This window comes from Saltatorellus ferox, from assembly GCA_007751475.1.
GTDB lineage: Bacteria > Planctomycetota > UBA1135 > UBA1135.
On the sequence record CP036434.1, the window covers coordinates 3,992,490 to 4,009,321 of the forward strand.

Consider the following 16,832-nt stretch of genomic DNA (forward strand, 5'->3'; position numbering starts at 1 on the left):
CCCCTTCCGGACGCGTTCTCAACCCTCAACCCGCGCCAGTCGCCGCCGGTGAAAACCTCGGCTTATCGCTGTCAGAACCGAACTCGTTCCCGGATGGCTGCGGCCAGCGGAGCATGGCCCGCCACCAGGTGGCCGGACCGCAGCCAGGTGTCTCCCCCGCCGCAGTCCGTGACCTCACCGCCTGCCTCACGGACGAGCAACGCCCCCGCGGCCATGTCGTGGGGCCCGAGGTGGAGCTCCCAAAATCCGTCGAGGCGGCCTGCGGCCACGTACGCGAGGTCCAGGGCCGCGGCCCCGAGGCGCCGGACCCCGCGAACGTCGTAGAAGAACGCGTTGAAGTTCTCCAGGTTCGAGTGCTCCAGCTCATTCCGGCGATAGGGGAACCCGGTGGCCAGGATCGCGTCGGCCAGGCCGTCGGGCCGGGAAACCCGGAGCCTCGCGACGTCCACGGGCCCATCGGGTGCGCCTGCCTGGGAGGTCAAGCAGAACGACCCTCGACCCTCCACCGCCACGAACGTCTCCCCGAGGCGCGGCGCGTGAACGACGCCGAAGAGGGGCCGCGTGGTGTTGGATCCCCCATCGGGGCCCAGAAGATGGAGCCCGATCGACACGGCGAACATCGGGATCCCGTGCACGTAGTTCACGGTGCCATCGAGGGGATCGACGATCCAGCGAGGCGCCTCGCTCTTCGCGTCCGCCGCTTCTTCCTCGGCTTCCACGGTGAAGTCCGGCGTGGCGGCCCGCAGGGCCTCGACGATCAGTCGCTCGGACCCGAGGTCCACATCCGTCACGAGATCGCGCATCGAGGACTTGGTGCGAACCTCGGAGCCCCGGAGCCTCCCGAGGGAGCTGAGCTGGAGGTCTCCCGCGCGGATCGCCGCGAAGAGAGCCGCACGAACGGCTGCCGTCGGAACCGTCGCATGGGGCCGCTCTTCCAGGCCGAGCGCGTCGAGCGCACTGGCGACGAGCGCTTCACCCCGGGCCAGATTCATCGCACCTCCGCCGGATTCCATCCGACGAGCGCGACGCAGATCTCGTCCTGCATGGGCTTCCAAACGGTGGGATTGAGCCCGCCGATCCGCGGATAGCCAACGAGGATGGAAAACACGATCAACCGCCCCCCCTGGGTTTGTGCCACTCCGGAAAGCGAGCTGGCCCCGCTCACCCAGCCTGTTTTTGCACGCACTCGGCCTTCCGCGGGCGTTCCGCTCATACGCTTTGACAGCGTGCCGCTCTCCCCCGCCACGGGAAGCGCGTCGAGGAATGCCTGAGCCGTCGCGCCCCCCGTCTTGACGACGGCCGCGACGAGGGCCACGAGCTGAATCGCCGTCGTCCGGTTGGCCTTGGACAGCCCGGAGCCGTCCACCTGTACGAGTTCGCGACCCGCGACGCCGATCTTCTCCAGCGCGTCCTTCACGGCCTTCGACGCAGCCTGGCGAGTGCCCGCCCCTTCGATCTGTGCCCCGAGGGACAGGAACAGCTGATCCGCGATCGCGTTGTGCGAGTCTTCCAGAATCGGAGCGAAGACGTCCGTGATCGGCGTCCGGATGGAGTGCACCACCGGGCCGTTCTTCTCGAAACCGTGCGTGCGCACGAAGCCGCCCTCGATCGCGAGCCCACGGTCGGCCAGCCCGCCGACGAAGGCGTGACCGAACAGATCGACCGGATCGGGAGCGGCAAACTCCGAGACGAGCACCGATACGGACGCGGGAATCGTGCCCTTCACGGTGACGCCGCTGGCATTCGCGCCGACGTTGACGGCATTGCGACTCCCGAGCTTCACCGAACCGCGGCGCTTCAAGCCATGGTGCTTCGGGGCCAAGACCACGTCGACCTTCCCGCTTTCGGGACGGGGCGTGACGGTCGCGCGGAAGGAGCCGCCGTTCACCGTGAACCCGGCGGCGAGGGCGCAGTAGTCCTTCCAGAACTCCGAGGGCGCAGGCCACTCGGGTCCCGGGCCTGGCTCGAGCCAGGTTCCCTCGTCGAGGACCAGCGCGCCCGCGACGCGCTGGATTCCGGCCTTCTTCAGATCCTCCGCCAGCGGATCCAGCCAGCGGTCGATTCGGCCGAATCCGTTTCGCTGGTACAGCGGATCACCGCCGGCTCGCACGACCAGGTCGCCCTCCAGCACGCCGTCATGGACTTCCCCGACGGCCTCGAAGTTCGTCGTGAAGCGGCCCTCCGGCCCGAGTCCCGCGAGCGCGGCGGCCACGGTCAGGAGCTTCAGGTTCGAAGCCGGGATGAGCGGCATGTCGGCCTGACGCCTCACGAGGACCTTGCCGCTCTCCACGTCGATCGCCATCACGGCCACGGCGCAGTTCCCGCCGTTGGCGTTGCCCTTGGACTCTTCTTCGGCCTTGGCCACCGAGTTGGCAATGATCCGCTCGACCTCCGACTGAAGCGCTGCGGCATCTTCCGAGGCCGCGGGCTCCTTCGGCGCCGGAGGCGAGGCGGTCATTTCGGTCCTGGCGCGTTCCGTGACAGCGGACCCGGCGGGCGCGTCCCCGGGGGCCGAGTCCCCGGGACGATAGTCCTGCACGGGCCGAAGATCGAGGTCGAGACCTCCGTCCGAGGTGGATGGGCCGCCTGCCGGATCGCCCGACCCCGTACGCTCTGCGGCGGCCACGGAGCCCTGTGCGTCCGACTCTTCCTCCTTCGTCCCCTGGCCTCCGCCGAAGAGACTCACCAGTAGCAGAATGGCCACCAGGCCCGCGACCACGAGCAGCGCTGGCCTCCGGTGCCACGATCGATGTGTTCGGTTAACAACCCCCATGGGCCCATTGTGTCAACGTGCGAGCTCGAACGCGACAAGTGCGGCGAGTCGCGCCATCGAAGCGACCTTCGGGACGCTCAATTTCTCCGGCGTGTCGAGCCACGTGTGGTAGATCCCGGGCAGATGCGGCCAGTCTTCGAACAGAAAGAGAGCAGGAATCCCCGCCTCGTAGAAGGCGTAGTGATCCGACCTCTGGAAGAACTCCGGGCTCGTCACTTCCTGGACCCGATCGAACCCGTGCAGCCCTGACGAGAGCGCGCGCTCGAAGGGCGCGCGCATCTCGGGGCATTCGGTGAGCCCCAGTACCACCGCCGACGTGGCAGGGCCGCGGCCGATCATGTCGAGATTGATCATGCCCAGACAGCGCCCCCGGGAGCCGGGCGCGACCGGCCTCGAGCGGAGACGCGCCACGAGCGCTTCGGATCCGACCCGGCCGTCTTCTTCGCCGGTGAACGCGCAGAAGAGGACCCCCGTGCCGGCCAGCCGCTGCCGCCCGTCCTCGGACATGAGCGCCCGCGCCACGGCGAGCATCGCGGCGACGCCGCTCGCGTTGTCGTCGGCGCCGGACCCGATTCTCCCCCGCGGCCCCACGCCGATGTGATCGAGGTGCGCCCCGACGACGAGGTAGCCTCGGCCTGGCTCCGACGCAATCTGTCCCACCACGTTCCGCAGCTCGACGTCCTCTCGAATCGTGGCGGCCCGCATCCGGACCTTCGTCCCGGCGGGAACCGGCGCCGCGACGGGAGCGCCTGCTCCACGGATCGCCTCCGCCAGGGCCAAGGGCGACGTCCCGAGCAGCGTGGTGGCTGCCGCCACGGAGATCCGAAGCGTCGGCAGGCCCCCGCGCACCTGATCCATCGTCGGCGGGTTCCAGTACGCCCGGGTCCAGCGATACTCCAGCGGAGCGTCTTCGGTGAAAAGATCGACGACCAGCGCGCCGGCGGCGCCCTCGCGGGCCAGCGCGTCGAGCTTGTTCCAGAGGCAAGCTTCCGCCGTCACCTCGTCGTCCTGGAATCGGCCCTCGAAGGCGCCTCCTTCCGGCTCGCCGTCGAGGACGAGCGCGATCTTCCCGCTCACGTCCACGTCGGCGAAATCGTCGTACTCGTTCGGCCTGGAGTCGATGGCGTAGCCCGCGAAGACGAGGTCGGCCTCTGCTTCGCCGCGGAAGATCGGATCCTCGGCACTGGACCTGGCGATGGGCACGAAATCCGTCCCGGCCGTGAACCGGGCGTCGCTCCGTGCAAGGATCAGCTCGCAGACAGCGTCGCCTCGTCCGGGCCCCGAAAAAAGTGGCGCCTCGTAGGGGACACGCCCGAAGAAGGCGGCGCTCGCGCGGAAGGGATGGAAGTAGGGGCGGAGCGTTTCGTCACCGAGCGGTCGCGCCAGCGGGCCCCCATGCGGTAGATCGTGCGCTGAATCGTGCGCTGAATCGTGCGTGGTCCAGGGCGCGAGCCCGATGGCTCGGAACTCCTCGGCCACCCACGCCTGCGCGCGGTCGAGGCCCGCGCTGGGCGTGTCACGGCCCCCGAGCGAAGGATCCGCCAGCCTCTCGATCCACGCCTGAAGAGTGGTCTCGTCGATCGCGCCGAGGGCCTCGATCGGAGCCTCGCTCGGCTGCGTCGGAAGCGCCAGGTCCCTCGCCCGCTCGCGACCGATCCCGCCGAGGATCCGAAGCAGCGTGATGCCACCGATCGCGATCCCGGCGGTCACCAGGAGCGCCAGCGGCAGGTAACCGAGCCAGGCGGGTCCCGTTCGACCGGTGCTCCTTCCAACGGGCTCCACCGCCAGGCGCGCCGACGCTGCGCCCGTGCCGCCGCGCCGAAAGCCGTCGGGACCGTCGGAGGAACCTGCGCGCCCTCTCCAGCGCTCCCAGGTCTCGCTGCTCTCCGCGTCGTCGTCCTGCCCGTCGCCCCACCCGTCACCACGACCGCGCTTCATTCGAGTTCGACGTCCGCGGCGTCACGGTCGATCTTCTCCAGCGCCTTGCTCAACGCGACGAATCGGAACGTGGCGCGCCACGCTTCCAGGTCGATCCGTTCATCGATCTGCGCGAGCGGTTCGATCGAGATGTCCGGCGTCAACCCCCGGCCCTGAAACGAGCCGAGCGGCGGCTGCATTCCGCCGCTGAGTCCGATGCGGAGAACGGACCCGTCCGGGGCGAGGAACTCCGCCGTCGAATACTCCGCGCCCGCGGTACGCTCGCCGATCAGCTTCGCCCCGGCCACGCCCCTCAGGGTCGCGGCGGTGATCTCGCCAGCGCTCGCGGTGTTCTGATCCACGAGCACGAAAAGCTGCTTCGGCCGCAGCCAGGGAACGTTGGCCCGCGCCAGGAACTGACGCGCTCGCGTCCGCGTTCGAAAGAACCAGTTGCCGCGCTGGCTCACCGACTCCACGGCATGGGGAACGACCTCGACGCCCGGGTCCAGGAAGTAGCTGAGCAGCAGCCCGGTCTCGACCCAGGATCCGCCGGCGTTGCCCGTCACGTCGACGATCATCGCGTCGATGGGCTCACCTGGCCCCTGACTCCACCCCGTCACGTCGAGCGCGCGGAAGGCCGATCGCAGCGTGGCATCGAGGCGCGGCTTCACGCCCTCGTCCGTCTCGATCGGACGGGTGACGACGTCCTCTCCATCGGAATCATCGCTGCCTGACGTTCGGGGCTCGAAGCGCTCGATCCGGAGGTACGCGACCCGACGCCCTTCGGGCGTCCGAAGCCGCCAGGCCTCGATACCGAAGGCTTCCGCCTCCGACTCGATCAGCGGGAATCGGCGCCCCCTGCGGAAGGCACTTTGAAGGAGCGCGAGACGCCTCGCCCGATTGGCGGAGAGCGGCGCACGACCGCTGACCAGCGTGCCTGAACCGAAGCGCGCTCGCCCGTTCCTCGACTCCAGAAGCTCCGCCAGCTCGATCGGACTGAGCCGGCGGCGAACGCTTCCCTCCCCCACTTCCGATTCAAAAACCCCGGCGTTGCGGAGCAGCGCGATCGTCACAGGCGTGCCCTCCAGGTCCACTTCGAACTCCACCGTCGAGCCCAGAGCCCCGCGAACGACGAGCTCCGCATCGTGGGGCGTCTCGACGGGAAAGCCGTCGATTCTGCGGAGTCTCAGCCACTCCAGCGGCTCCCGCGCTGCGGCGATCCCTCCCGGTCCCCCGAACGCTGCGCTCCGACGCAGAAACAGTGCGACCTCATCGGGCTCGAGATCGCCGAGGGCCCGTGGACCGAACGAGCGCGTCCAGTCCGCGACGGCGAGGGCCAGCTCCTCACGGCTTCGTATGGAAAGCGCGGGTAGGCCGACCCACACGCTTCCACGGGATAGCACGAACTGCGTCCACTCGGGCTCTGCCACGGGGGCCTGCCAGAAGCGAGGCGACACGCGGAGCACCGCGTGGGGATCGTCAAGATCGGCGAGCATCTCGCTGAGGACGCGGTAGAACTCGGCGGGCGACTCGGCGGACGCGGCCCGGGAACCGTAGCGCTCACGCAGGTCGTCGGCGGAGACCCCGGCCGCCTCCAGGCCGCCGAACTGCGTCTCGATCGCGCCGACATACGCGCGAAACGTGGCCGTTCTCAGGCGTTCATCGAAGACCGATGGATCGACGGTCGCGCAGGAGGCGATCCACGAGAGAGCCGACACGAGGGCCAATGCGAGGGCTGGCATGCGCCGCGGCGCGACACGGCTTCTCCCGGTTCGCCCGATCGTCGCGGCCTCTCTCCTGCACTGATTCCGCCCTCCCATCACTGCGCCTCCATGCGCCAAGAACTCGATCGGTTCAAGGAAGACTTGCGTAGCCGTCCGGGTGCTTCGAGTGGAACGCCCATGCGTCGCGGATCACGTCGCGTACGTCGCCCTTGGCGGGAACCCAGCCGAGCGCGTCCTTGGCCTTCGTGCCGCCCGCGACGAGCATCGCCGGGTCCCCCGGACGCCGCGGGGCGACCTCGAATGGAATGGCGTGGCCCGTGATCTCGCGCGCGGCCTCGATGATCTCCTTGACCGTGAAACCGTTACCTGTGCCGAGATGGCACTCCAGGTTCCCCTTGCCGTCCTGGAGATAGCGGAGGGCGCGCAGGTGCGCATCCCCGAGGTCATCGACGTGGATGTAGTCGCGGATGCAGGTGCCGTCGCGCGTCTCGTAGTCGTCGCCGAAGACCATGATCTTGTCGCGCTGGCCGAGGGCGACCTGGAGTACGAGCGGAATCAGGTGCGTCTCGGGGGCGTGATCCTCGCCGATCCCGCCCTCCGCGCGCGCGCCCGCGGCATTGAAGTAGCGCAGCGCGGCGTAGCGCATCTCGTACGCGTGGGCGTAGTCGCGCATCATGTGCTCCATGTGGAGCTTGGTGCGACCGTAGGGGTTGATCGGCTCCTGGGGATGATCGTCGGGGATCGGGATCTCGTTCGGCTCGCCGTAGGTGGCGCAGGTCGACGAGAACACGAGGTCGTGGACGCCGGCGGCGCGCATCTCCTCCAGAAGGTTCCACGTGTAGTGAACGTTCTCCCGGTAGTAGATCGCCGGATCGGTGACCGACTCGCCGACGTAGCACTTCGCCGCGAAGTGAATGACGGCGCGGGGCTGGTGCTCCTTCAGAGCGGCGGCGATCTGTTCGCGGTCGCCGAGTTCCCCGATCACGAGGGGAGCCGACACGGCTTCCCGATGGCCGGTCGAGAGGTTGTCGAAGACGACCACGGGAACGCCGCGCTTCTGGAGCAGAGCGGTGCAGTGGCTGCCGATGTAGCCAGCCCCTCCGCAAACGAGAACGGGGCCGTCGGGCGTGGCTTCGGAGGAGGACGTCATCGAAGGGTCGAATCAGGGGTGGTGGGGCGCTTTGGAATCGGGTCGAAGGATCGCGCCGGAGCGCGTCAGGCTGGACCAGAAGTCCGGCCAGGACTTCGCCACAGAGCGAGCGCCGCTCACCCATACCTCGTCGATGCAGAGGGAGAGGAGCGCGAAAGCAAACGCCATCCGATGGTCGCCGCAGGCGTCCAGCACGATGGGCTGCCTCCGAGGCGCGGGCTCGGTCGTGGACTGGTGGATCGTCAGCGAGCGATCGTCGTGATCGACGCTGAGACCGACGGCGCGGAGCCCCGCGGCGAGCACTTCGATCCGGGAGCTCTCCTTGCCGGGGAGCGTCTCGAGGCCCGTCAGCTTCGTACGTCCGAAGCCGCGCAGCGCGACGAAGGCCCCGACGGCGGCGAGGACCGGCGCTGCGTCCGGGATCAGCGAGCAGTCGATCGAAGCGCCGCGCGTGGGCTCGCCGGAGCACACCAGCGACTCCTGGCCAGAGGCAGTCGTGTCGCAGCCGAACTCGGCGAGCGCGCGCACGATGGCGACATCGGGCTGGCGAGAGTGCAGCCCGAGTCCCTCCACGCGGACCTCTCCGCCGCCGGAAAGCGCCGACGCCGCGAGCGCGACGGCCGCACTGCTGGCGTCGGGCTCGACGACGAAGCCCGCTTCGGGAGCGACGAGCGGCCCCTGGACGATGAACGTCTCGCCCGCGTTCGACGCGTCGTCGCTTCCGAGCGGACTGGAGCGAACGAAGGCGCCGAAGCGCGTGAGGACATCGATCGTGATGTCGACGTAGCCGCGGCTCGGGATCGGTCCGATCACGCGCAGCTGGTGCTGCTCGGAATGCGCGGCCAGCGCCATCAGAAGAGCGCTGACCTCCTGGCTCGAGCCCGGGCCGGCGAGATCGATGATGTCGGGCGGCGCGGCTGCCGTCAGAAGAACCGGCCAGGACCCCGTTTGATCCTGATGACTCCGCTCGACTCCGACGCCAGCCCTTCGAAGCGCCTCGAAGAGCGCCGGGCTCGTGCGCCTCACCAGAGAGCCGGACGGCACGACCTCGGCGCCGGAGCCCGCGGGCCGGGCCAGGGCGACGGCAGCCGTGAAGAGTCGTGCGGCCGTGCCGGATTCCCCCACCGGCAGGGTGCACCACGGGCGCGCCCCTTCGGTCACACCGTCCCGCGAGCGCATCAGCGGCGCGCCGGTCAGCTGGCCGAAGCCGCGGCGGCCCACGAGAGCCGTCTCCAGCAGGTCGTCCGGGCGTGACGCGCTCGGGAAGGCGGCGCCGGCGGCGCGGGCCGATCGAATGGCGTGGAGGACGTCGTCCGACGGGGGCAGCCCCTCGATGCGCGTGGTACCCCGGGCGAGGAGCGCGGCCACGACGGCGCGCTGCGCGATCGACTTGGACGTCGGAATCGCGATGACCCCCGCGACGCGGGACTCACAGGAGAAAGAAGCGAGTGTGCCCCTGGGGCTTCCGGAGGAATCCGACATCGGCCCCCATCGTAGCACGGCGGACCTCGGCGGCGTATCTTCCTGGCCCGACGACCCTTCACCGCTCCCCCCCCGAGCAGGCTCGCCTGCTCGAAACGCTCCCCCCAACCATGACAGACGTCTATCTTGGTCGAGACGACCGGCCCGCCCAGCTGGAGCAGATCGCCTCCGGAAAGGTTCGCGACATCTACTCCCTCGGGGCCGACCACCTGCTCTTCGTGACGACGGATCGCGTGTCGGCCTTCGACGTCGTCATGAACCAGGGCATGCCCCACAAGGGCCGGGTGCTCACGCAGATCGCGGCGCACTGGTTCGAACGCACCCGGGGGATCTGCAAGAACCACCTCGTCAGCACGTCGATCGACGAGGTCGAAGACCTCGATCCCGAGTGGCGCGAGCGCCTCCGCGGCCGGGTCATGATCGTGACCCGCTGCGAGCCCGATCCCATCGAGTGGGTCGTGCGCGGCCACATCGCCGGCTCCGGTTGGAAGGAGTACCAGGAGACCCAGTCGATCTGCGGCATCCCGCTGCCAGCGGGCCTGAAGCAGGCAGAGCGCCTGCCCGAGCCGATCGTCACGCCGACGACCAAGCAGGAGGCCCACGACCGGCCGCTCTCACCCGACGAGGCCCGCGACCTGATCGGCGAAGAGCGCTGGGAGGAGGGCAAGGCCCTGTGTCTCCGGCTGTTCCAGTTCGGCACCGAAGAGCTGGCTCCCCACGGACTCCGGCTCGCGGACACGAAGTTCGAGCTCGGGGTCCGCAACGGGAAGACGCTGCTGATCGACGAGGCGCTGACGCCGGATTCGTCGCGGATGTGGGCGGAGGCCGATTACCGCACGGGGATCAGCCCGCCGAGCTACGACAAGCAGATCCTGCGGGACTGGCTGGAGACGCTCGACTGGAACAAGGAGTATCCGGCGCCGGAGCTGGATCCCGAGGTCGTCTCGCGGGTGGCAGAGCGCTACCTGGAAGTCTGCGAGATGATCACGGGATCACGTCCGGACTGATCGGTTCACTCCCAGGGCATCGCGTACATCTGTGGCTCGATGTCCGTGATCAGCGTCGACCGGCCGAACTCGATGTCCGAGCCGACCTCGGCCACCACCTCGCGCAGACGCTCCATGCCGACGAGGTCGCTCAGGATGCCGATGGCGCGGGTCTTGGCCATCAGCCTGCGCGACTGAAGCTCGGCCACCCGCTGCTGCGTGATGTCCTGCTTCGACGCGTGGTAGCACAGGGCCACGATCGCGGTCAGATGCTCCATCGTCTTGCCGAGGCGCTGGAGCGGAATCTGCGCGCGCGTCAGCTCCAGCTGGAACCACAGGTTCAAGCCCAGGTTCTGCCAGCGCACGAAGCGCAGGCCGCGCTCGGCCCAGCGGGCCGGGCCGCGCAGGCGCTTCGGCAGCGCGCGGTAGCGCGGCATCCAGGCCGTCGGGACGAGGCGCAGCGGTAGGCGCAGAACCTCGATGAGGCCGTTCATCACGATCCAGCCGACGAGCGCCCAGAACGACGCGTTCGACAGCAGGCGACCCGTCGCCTTCACGACGCGCCCCGGATACTTGAGCGCCGTCAGGGGTGTGATGCGCAGGATCATATCCTGGGGCGCAACGGGGTTGCCGTCATCATCCACGTTGATCGACTGAATCACGCCGAGCATCCCGGCCATGTAGCGCTCGGTGAAGCCGCCCGTCACGTCCTTGACCATCCCCATCAGGATCAGGTCGTCCTCGCCCTCGACCACGCCGAAGACGTGGATGTTGGCGCGGCTGTCGCTGACGCGCTGGGACGTGTGGAACGTACGCCCGCCGAGCACGTGCTCGGTCGCGGCCTGGGACTCCATCGCGGTGCCGGAGGCCGCGGACTTCGTCAGGTCACGCAGGCCCGCGAGGTCCACCCCGTCCGCGTCCTGCTGGAGCGAGAGGTGCGAGAGCGCGCGCGACTGCAGCGCGCCGCCGAGCACCGTCCCCAGGTTGAGCCGCGGAAGCTCGTGCTTGATCACGCGGCCACCGACGCCGGTGCGCAGGCGCGCGAAGTAGGCCGCGTCGGCAGCCAGCATCCGCTGATAGCCGGCCGACATGGCGGCCAGCATGCAGCGGCCCATGCGCAGGCAGTAGAAGAGCACCTCGACGCCGTCCGCCTCGATCTGGTTGCTCCGGGGGATCGGGAAGTTCTCGAACTCCATACGCGAGTTGTGATTCGCCATGAAGGCGGACACCTCGGTGGAGTGGCACTCGAAGCCCCAGTCCGTCTTCGCGCCTTCCTTGCCCGAGCGCGGATCGTCGTCGCCGACCTTCACGTCATGCTCGGGCAACTCGACGATGAAGAGCCCGACCTTACGGCCGTTCTTTCCGATCCGCGCGACGAGCCCCGCGAGCGCGCCATGGGACGCGTTCGTGATGTACATCTTCGCGCGCGGGCCGGTGGCGTGCAGGCGATAGCAGTCGTTCTCCTCGTCGAGTTCGACGTAGGCCTGGACCTTCTTGGCGTTGACGCCGACCCCGACCTCGGTGAGGGCGAACGCCATGAGGCGCCCTTCGCTGAGCATCGGAAGGAACGTGCTCTTCTGGGCATCCGTTCCGTAGGCGAGGAGCGAGCCCGCGCCGATCGTCAGCTCGCCCGAGACCTCCACCGCGAGCGCGCCGAGACCGTTCGCGGCCAGCGCTTCCTCCGCGAGCGCCAGGTCGCCGTAGTTCGAGCCCGCGCCGCCGAACTCCTCGGGGACGGTGAAGCTGTAGCCCTTCTCCTCGGCGACGGCCTTGCGCAGCGCGGCGCTCAGCTTGGCGTCGGCCTCGAAGGCCTCGCCGCGGCCGATGCAGCCGATCGCCGCCTTCACCATGGCCTGGCCGGCCCTGGAGAGGCCCTTGCCGTCCGCACCCTTGCCGATCTTCGCGCCGGAGCTCAGCTCCTCGGCCTTGGGAGCCGGGCCGTACACCAGTCGCTGAACGAGACCCGCGCGGCTCGCGCCCAGGCGCTTCTGGGCGGCGATCGCCGAGTCGTCGAGGGCCGCGACATCACGCGCCTGCTCGGCGTCACCAGCGGCTGCGAGAGCCTGCGCGGCCGTGGAGCCGGGCCCGTCGGGCGCGTCTGTCTCGGGCGAGGATGCTCCCTCGGTCGCAGGAACGGGCGCCTTGGAAGGGTCGAGTGCTGTATCAGTCATGGCTTGCGTGAACATCGGTGCGCGGGGAGGCCGCGCCCTGGGGCTGCCTAAGAGTTAGCTCATCGGGCGACCCGATGCCCCATCTATCGTCCCAGAAGCGGCCTCGGCTTGGCTCTCTCTTCATGGTTCGCCCGTTAGGGGCCGCCGGACGCCGCAGACCCGGAGCGGGGCCGGTACTCTTCCGGCATGTCCGGATCTGAATCAAGCGCGGGCCCATCGGCCCCCATCGACGTCGAACTCCCCTTCGAGACCTTGAGCTGGGTCGGCGGCCTCGACGGGCACGTCACCATGCTCGAGCAGACGTTCCTCCCACTTCGCGAGGAGCAGCTCCTCGTCCGGACGGTGCCCGAGATGGTCGATGCCATCTATCGCCTCGCCGTCCGGGGGGCCCCCGCCATCGGCGTCGCCGCGGGCTTCGGGATGGTGCTAGGGATCGCCGGCTCGGACCGCGACGTCCTGGAGGTCGCGCGCGAGACCAAGAAGACGCTCGACGCGTCTCGGCCCACCGCGGTCAACCTCATGTGGGCGACGGCGAAGGTTCTCTCGAAGCTGGAGAGCCTCGCGGGAAGCTCATCGCAGGAGGAACTCAGGGCCGCCGCCTTCGCCGAGGCCATGGCGATCTACGAGGGCGACCGCCAGACGTGCCGCACCATGGGCCTCCTCGGGGCCGAGCTGATCCAGGACGGAGCGACGCTCCTGACCCACTGCAACGCGGGCGCCCTCGCCACCGCGGGCATCGGGACGGCCCTCGCGCCCATCTACACCGCCCATGCCCAGGGCAAGCGCGTTCACGTGTTCTCGGACGAGACGCGACCGCTGCTCCAGGGCGCTCGCATCACGACCTGGGAGCTCATGCGCGCCGGAATCGACGTCACGCTCATCACCGACAGCATGGCCGCCCGCGTCATGTCCGAGGGCAAGATCGACGCCGTCTTCGTCGGATCCGACCGCATCACACGCAACGGCGACGTCTGCAACAAGATCGGCACCTTCGGGGTCGCGCTCGCGGCGAAGCACCACGGCATTCCATTCCATGTGGTCGCGCCGCTCTCCACGGTCGACCCCTACCTGGACTCGGGGAAGCTGATCCCGATCGAGGAACGCCCTGCGTCCGAGATCACCGAGGGCTTCGGGAACCGCACCGCCCCCATGGACGCCAAGGTCTACGCGCCTGCGTTCGACGTGACCCCCGCGGAGCTCGTGACCTCGATCATCACCGAGGCCGGAATCATCGAGTCTCCCTCGATGACGGGGATCGAGGCCGCGTTGGACCGCGGCGGAGTCCAGTGGCGAAAGGGATAGGCAGCGCCGGGCCGGGTCCCATTCCCGGACAGGCTCAAGAATGGAGTGAACCGCCGCCGAAGGCACTGCATCGCATACCCCCGGTGTTAGCCATGAGCCCCAAGAAGACGACCTCCAAGAAGCCAGCCGCGAGCCGCTCTGACGCGCGTAAGAAGTCCACCAAGGCCGTCGCCAGCGGTGAGACCTCGGTGAAGTCCCCCAAGAAAGGCGGCAAGAAAGCGGCTCCCAAGCCCGCACCTGCGAGCACGAAGCCAGATCAGATGCCGGACGACGTGCTGGAGTTCATCCAGGCGATCGACGACTACAAGCGTCTGGAAGGGCGTCCGTTCCCGACCTGGTCCGAGGTCCTCGACATCGTCAAGGACCTCGGCTACCAGCGTCAGAACGGCCAGTGACGCCGGATCAGCGCCACAGGACCGGATCAGCACCAACGGATCGGTATCACCCGATCAATGGTAGATCGGCTTCCGGCCGGTCAGCTCCGCGACGGCGCCGCGGACGCGGCCAATGACGGCCTCGTCCTCCGGCGCTTTCAGCGTTTCCGCGATCCAGCCGCCCAGCGACTTCATGTCGCCCTCGTCGAGGCCCCGCGTGGTGATCGCCGCCGTGCCGAGGCGCACCCCTGAGGCCTCCATCGGAGGACGCTCGTCGAACGGGATGAGGTTCTTGTTGCACGTGATGTCGACGCGGTGAAGCGCATCCTCGGCGGCAGCGCCGGACAGGCCGATACTGCCGACGTCCACGAGCATGACGTGATTGTCCGTGCCGCCCGAGACGATGCGGATGCCGTGCTCGGTGAGGGTGTCCGCCAGCACGCTCGCGTTCCTCACGACCTGGGCCGCGTAGGCCTTGAAGGAGTCCTGCTGGGCCTCGCGAAAGGCGATGGCCTTGGCCGCGATGACGTGCATGAGCGGCCCGCCCTGGCCGCCCGGAAACAGAGCGCTGTTGATCTTCACGATCCGGTCCTTCGGGCAGAGAATCATGCCGCCGCGCGGCCCGCGGAGCGTCTTGTGCGTCGTGAGCGTGACGACGTCGGCGTGCGGAACGGGGCTTTCATGGACGCCCCCGGCCACGAGGCCCGCGATGTGGGCCATGTCGACCATGAGCAGCGCGTCGACTTCCCTGGCGATCTCGGCGAACGCGGCGAAATCGAGCGGGCGCGAATAGGCCGAGGCGCCCGCGAGGAGCAGCTTCGGCCGAACGGCTTTCGCCTGGTCGCGCACCTGGTCCATGTCGACGCGCTCCGTGCCCTTCTCCACGCCGTAGCTGTGGAACTCGTAGAACACGCCGCTGAAGTTCTTCGGGTGGCCGTGGCTCAGGTGGCCGCCGTGGTCCAGCGACATCGCCAGGACCTTGTCGCCCGGGTCGATCAGCGCCATGAAGGCCGCCATGTTGGCCTGGGTGCCGCTGTGGGGCTGAACGTTCGCGCGCTCGGAGCCGAACAGCTCCCTCGCGCGGTCGCGGGCGAGGTCCTCGACCTCGTCGACGAACTCACAGCCGCCGTAGTAGCGACGGCCCGGGTAGCCCTCCGCGTACTTGTTGGTGAGCGCCGTCCCCATGGCCGCGATGACCTCGGGCGAGGCGTGATTCTCGGAGGCGATCAGCTCGAGCTGATCCTGCTGGCGCTTCTCTTCGCGCGCGATGGACGCCCAGACGGCGTCATCGGTGCGAACGTCCTTGGAGCGGAAACCGCCGGTGGAAGAGCCAAGGGTATCGGTCGAAGGAATGGTGTCGGTCATGTTCTGGCTCGGGGCTCGTCCCGCGAGATGTCGCGGGGGCAGGGTGAAGTTCGGAATGTCGCGTGCGGCGCGACGTCGATCAGTCCTCGATCGGCTCGCCCGAGAGATCGAAGAGCTTCAGGGGATCGACCACATCGGTCTCGACGGGCATCGGCTCGGTGTTCTTCTGGAGCTGCTCGGCGCCAGCCAGTTCGTCGGCGTTCAGGGGCCGCTCGAAGGTGCCGTCGCGGAAGAAGCCGGACGCCTGGGGGTTGCCGGTGAGCAGCGTTCCCTGCGCGTCCCAGATGAACCAGGTGCCGCGCCGCTTCTCACCGTCGAGGTTGCCGAACTGCTTGCGAACCCCTGACTCGTGCCAGGTTTGATGCAGTCCGAGCGGTTGATCGGCGACGTAGTTGTCGAGGACGGCGAGCTGTCCGTTCGGGTACCAGTTGCGACCGAGTCCGACCTTCTGGCCGCTCTGGAAGGTGATGAGGCCGCCGAGCTTTCCGTCGTCGTACCATTCGCGCACGACGCCCTGGAGGACGCCGTCGACGTATCGGCCCTGGATGTGGCGGTTGCCGTTCCTGTGGTACTGAAGGTCGGGGCCCACGCGACGACCGTTCTTCCAGGTCTTGGTGTAGCGCAGCTGTCCGTTCTCCCACCACGCCTTCTCTTCGCCGTTGGGCTCACCGCCCTCCATCGGAAGGAGATGCCGCTCGGAACCGTCCTCGTGCCAGCCCTGGATCGTCCCGACGGGGACGCCGTCCTTGTACTCGGCGCGGGCGTAGAGCTGGCCGCTCGGGGTGAACCCCTCGTGGACGCCGACGCGCGTTCCGTTCTCGAAGCGACCGCGCTCCTTCACCGAACCGTCCTCGTGCCAGGCGGTGAACTCGCCGATCTCCTTCCCGGCGTCGAACCTGGCCTTGGTGGCCTCCTTGCCGTTCAGGTGCCATGTGACCCACTCACCCTCTTTCAGCCCGCCTGCGTAACGCCCTTCCTCGGCCTTCTGGCCGTTGGGGTGCCACTTGAGGAACGGGCCCTCGAGTTCGTCACGGACGTAGCTGTAGGCGGCCGAGGGAAGACCGTTCGTGCGGTGATACTCCTTCCACTCGCCCGTCATGCGGCCCTGATCGTCGTACTGGCCCTCTTTCGCGACCTGCTGATTCTTGTGCCAGAAGGTGCGCTTGCCGACGTACTTGCCGTAGAGAGTCTCGCCTTCTGACCTCTTCAGGAGCTTCGTCTCGGGATCGAAGTACTCCACGGTCATCGTGGTCCCGGAGCTCGTGATCGCGTCTGCACCGGTGGCTGAAGCCGGACGGTCCGTCCCTTGGTCGCCGCAGGCAACCGCGAGAAGAGGCAGCAGCGCCAGGACGCCCCATGCGGCGCCAAGATAGGGCCTGCCGGAGGGTTCTGATCCCTCCAGGCGGTTCGAGCGGCTGACTGGCGGGAGGCTTCGGCTCGTCCGCGGATCGCGGACGCATCGGAAAACATGGCTCATGTTCGAATCCTAGCCCGTTCCGGGAGCAGACCGAGGCCTCTCGACGAGGTTTCCACCCTTCCGCTCACTGTCCCGATCTGGCCCAGTCACTTGGCCCCACGGGAGCGTGAG

General features: G+C 68.6%; 12 protein-coding genes. 3 read left to right on the forward strand and 9 right to left on the reverse strand.

What is annotated here, in order from left to right; translation table 11 throughout:
• Positions 1-71 precede the first annotated feature (71 nt).
• From Poly30_RS14240 to Poly30_RS14265, 6 genes are all read right to left on the reverse strand, one after another.
• Complete coding sequence (locus tag Poly30_RS14240; RefSeq protein WP_419190180.1) at positions 72-992, reverse strand: inositol monophosphatase family protein; 921 nt, start codon at positions 990-992, stop codon at positions 72-74.
• A complete protein-coding gene (gene dacB, locus Poly30_RS14245) occupies positions 989-2,773 on the reverse strand; it encodes a D-alanyl-D-alanine carboxypeptidase/D-alanyl-D-alanine endopeptidase (RefSeq protein ID WP_145198380.1) in 1,785 nt (594 codons plus the stop codon). Before dacB ends, Poly30_RS14240 begins: the two co-directional genes overlap by 4 nt.
• A gap of 12 nt (positions 2,774-2,785) precedes the next feature.
• Positions 2,786-4,711 (reverse strand): M28 family peptidase, encoded by a 1,926-nt coding sequence (locus Poly30_RS14250; protein WP_145198382.1) that lies wholly within the window; start codon positions 4,709-4,711, stop codon positions 2,786-2,788.
• Positions 4,708-6,432, reverse strand: a complete 1,725-nt coding sequence (locus Poly30_RS14255) for a S41 family peptidase (RefSeq protein WP_419190181.1) — start codon at positions 6,430-6,432, stop codon at positions 4,708-4,710. The genes Poly30_RS14250 and Poly30_RS14255 overlap by 4 nt, the downstream gene beginning before the upstream one ends.
• Before the next feature lie 112 nt (positions 6,433-6,544).
• Entirely contained in the window at positions 6,545-7,564 is a 1,020-nt protein-coding gene (gene galE, locus Poly30_RS14260) for a UDP-glucose 4-epimerase GalE (RefSeq protein ID WP_145198386.1), read from the reverse strand.
• 12 nt (positions 7,565-7,576) lie between these two features.
• Positions 7,577-9,046 (reverse strand): 3-phosphoshikimate 1-carboxyvinyltransferase, encoded by a 1,470-nt coding sequence (locus Poly30_RS14265; protein ID WP_145198388.1) that lies wholly within the window; start codon positions 9,044-9,046, stop codon positions 7,577-7,579.
• 110 nt (positions 9,047-9,156) lie between these two features.
• Here Poly30_RS14265 and Poly30_RS14270 point away from each other — a divergent pair, with 110 nt between their 5' ends.
• Entirely contained in the window at positions 9,157-10,053 is an 897-nt protein-coding gene (locus Poly30_RS14270) for a phosphoribosylaminoimidazolesuccinocarboxamide synthase (protein ID WP_145198390.1), read from the forward strand.
• Positions 10,054-10,058: 5 nt separating this feature from the next.
• On the opposite strand, the gene Poly30_RS14275 is transcribed toward Poly30_RS14270, so the two are convergent.
• Entirely contained in the window at positions 10,059-12,203 is a 2,145-nt protein-coding gene (locus Poly30_RS14275) for an acyl-CoA dehydrogenase family protein (protein ID WP_145198392.1), read from the reverse strand.
• 186 nt (positions 12,204-12,389) lie between these two features.
• On the opposite strand from Poly30_RS14275, the gene mtnA reads away from it, so the two are divergent.
• Together mtnA and Poly30_RS14285 are read left to right on the forward strand one after the other, a co-directional pair.
• The gene (gene mtnA / locus Poly30_RS14280) at positions 12,390-13,505 is read left to right on the forward strand and encodes an S-methyl-5-thioribose-1-phosphate isomerase (protein WP_145198394.1); all 1,116 of its coding nucleotides are present in this window, start codon (positions 12,390-12,392) and stop codon (positions 13,503-13,505) included.
• 92 nt (positions 13,506-13,597) lie between these two features.
• Positions 13,598-13,900 carry a hypothetical protein gene (locus Poly30_RS14285; protein ID WP_145198396.1) on the forward strand — a complete coding sequence of 101 codons (303 nt, stop codon included), beginning with the start codon at positions 13,598-13,600 and terminating at the stop codon, positions 13,898-13,900.
• Positions 13,901-13,954: 54 nt separating this feature from the next.
• Here the strand turns inward: Poly30_RS14285 and glyA are convergent, their stop codons facing one another.
• Entirely contained in the window at positions 13,955-15,244 is a 1,290-nt protein-coding gene (gene glyA, locus Poly30_RS14290; RefSeq protein WP_145198398.1) for a serine hydroxymethyltransferase, read from the reverse strand.
• A 79-nt stretch (positions 15,245-15,323) separates the two neighbouring features.
• Positions 15,324-16,721 (reverse strand): toxin-antitoxin system YwqK family antitoxin, encoded by a 1,398-nt coding sequence (locus Poly30_RS14295; protein ID WP_145198400.1) that lies wholly within the window; start codon positions 16,719-16,721, stop codon positions 15,324-15,326.
• Between the last annotated feature and the right edge of the window lie 111 nt (positions 16,722-16,832).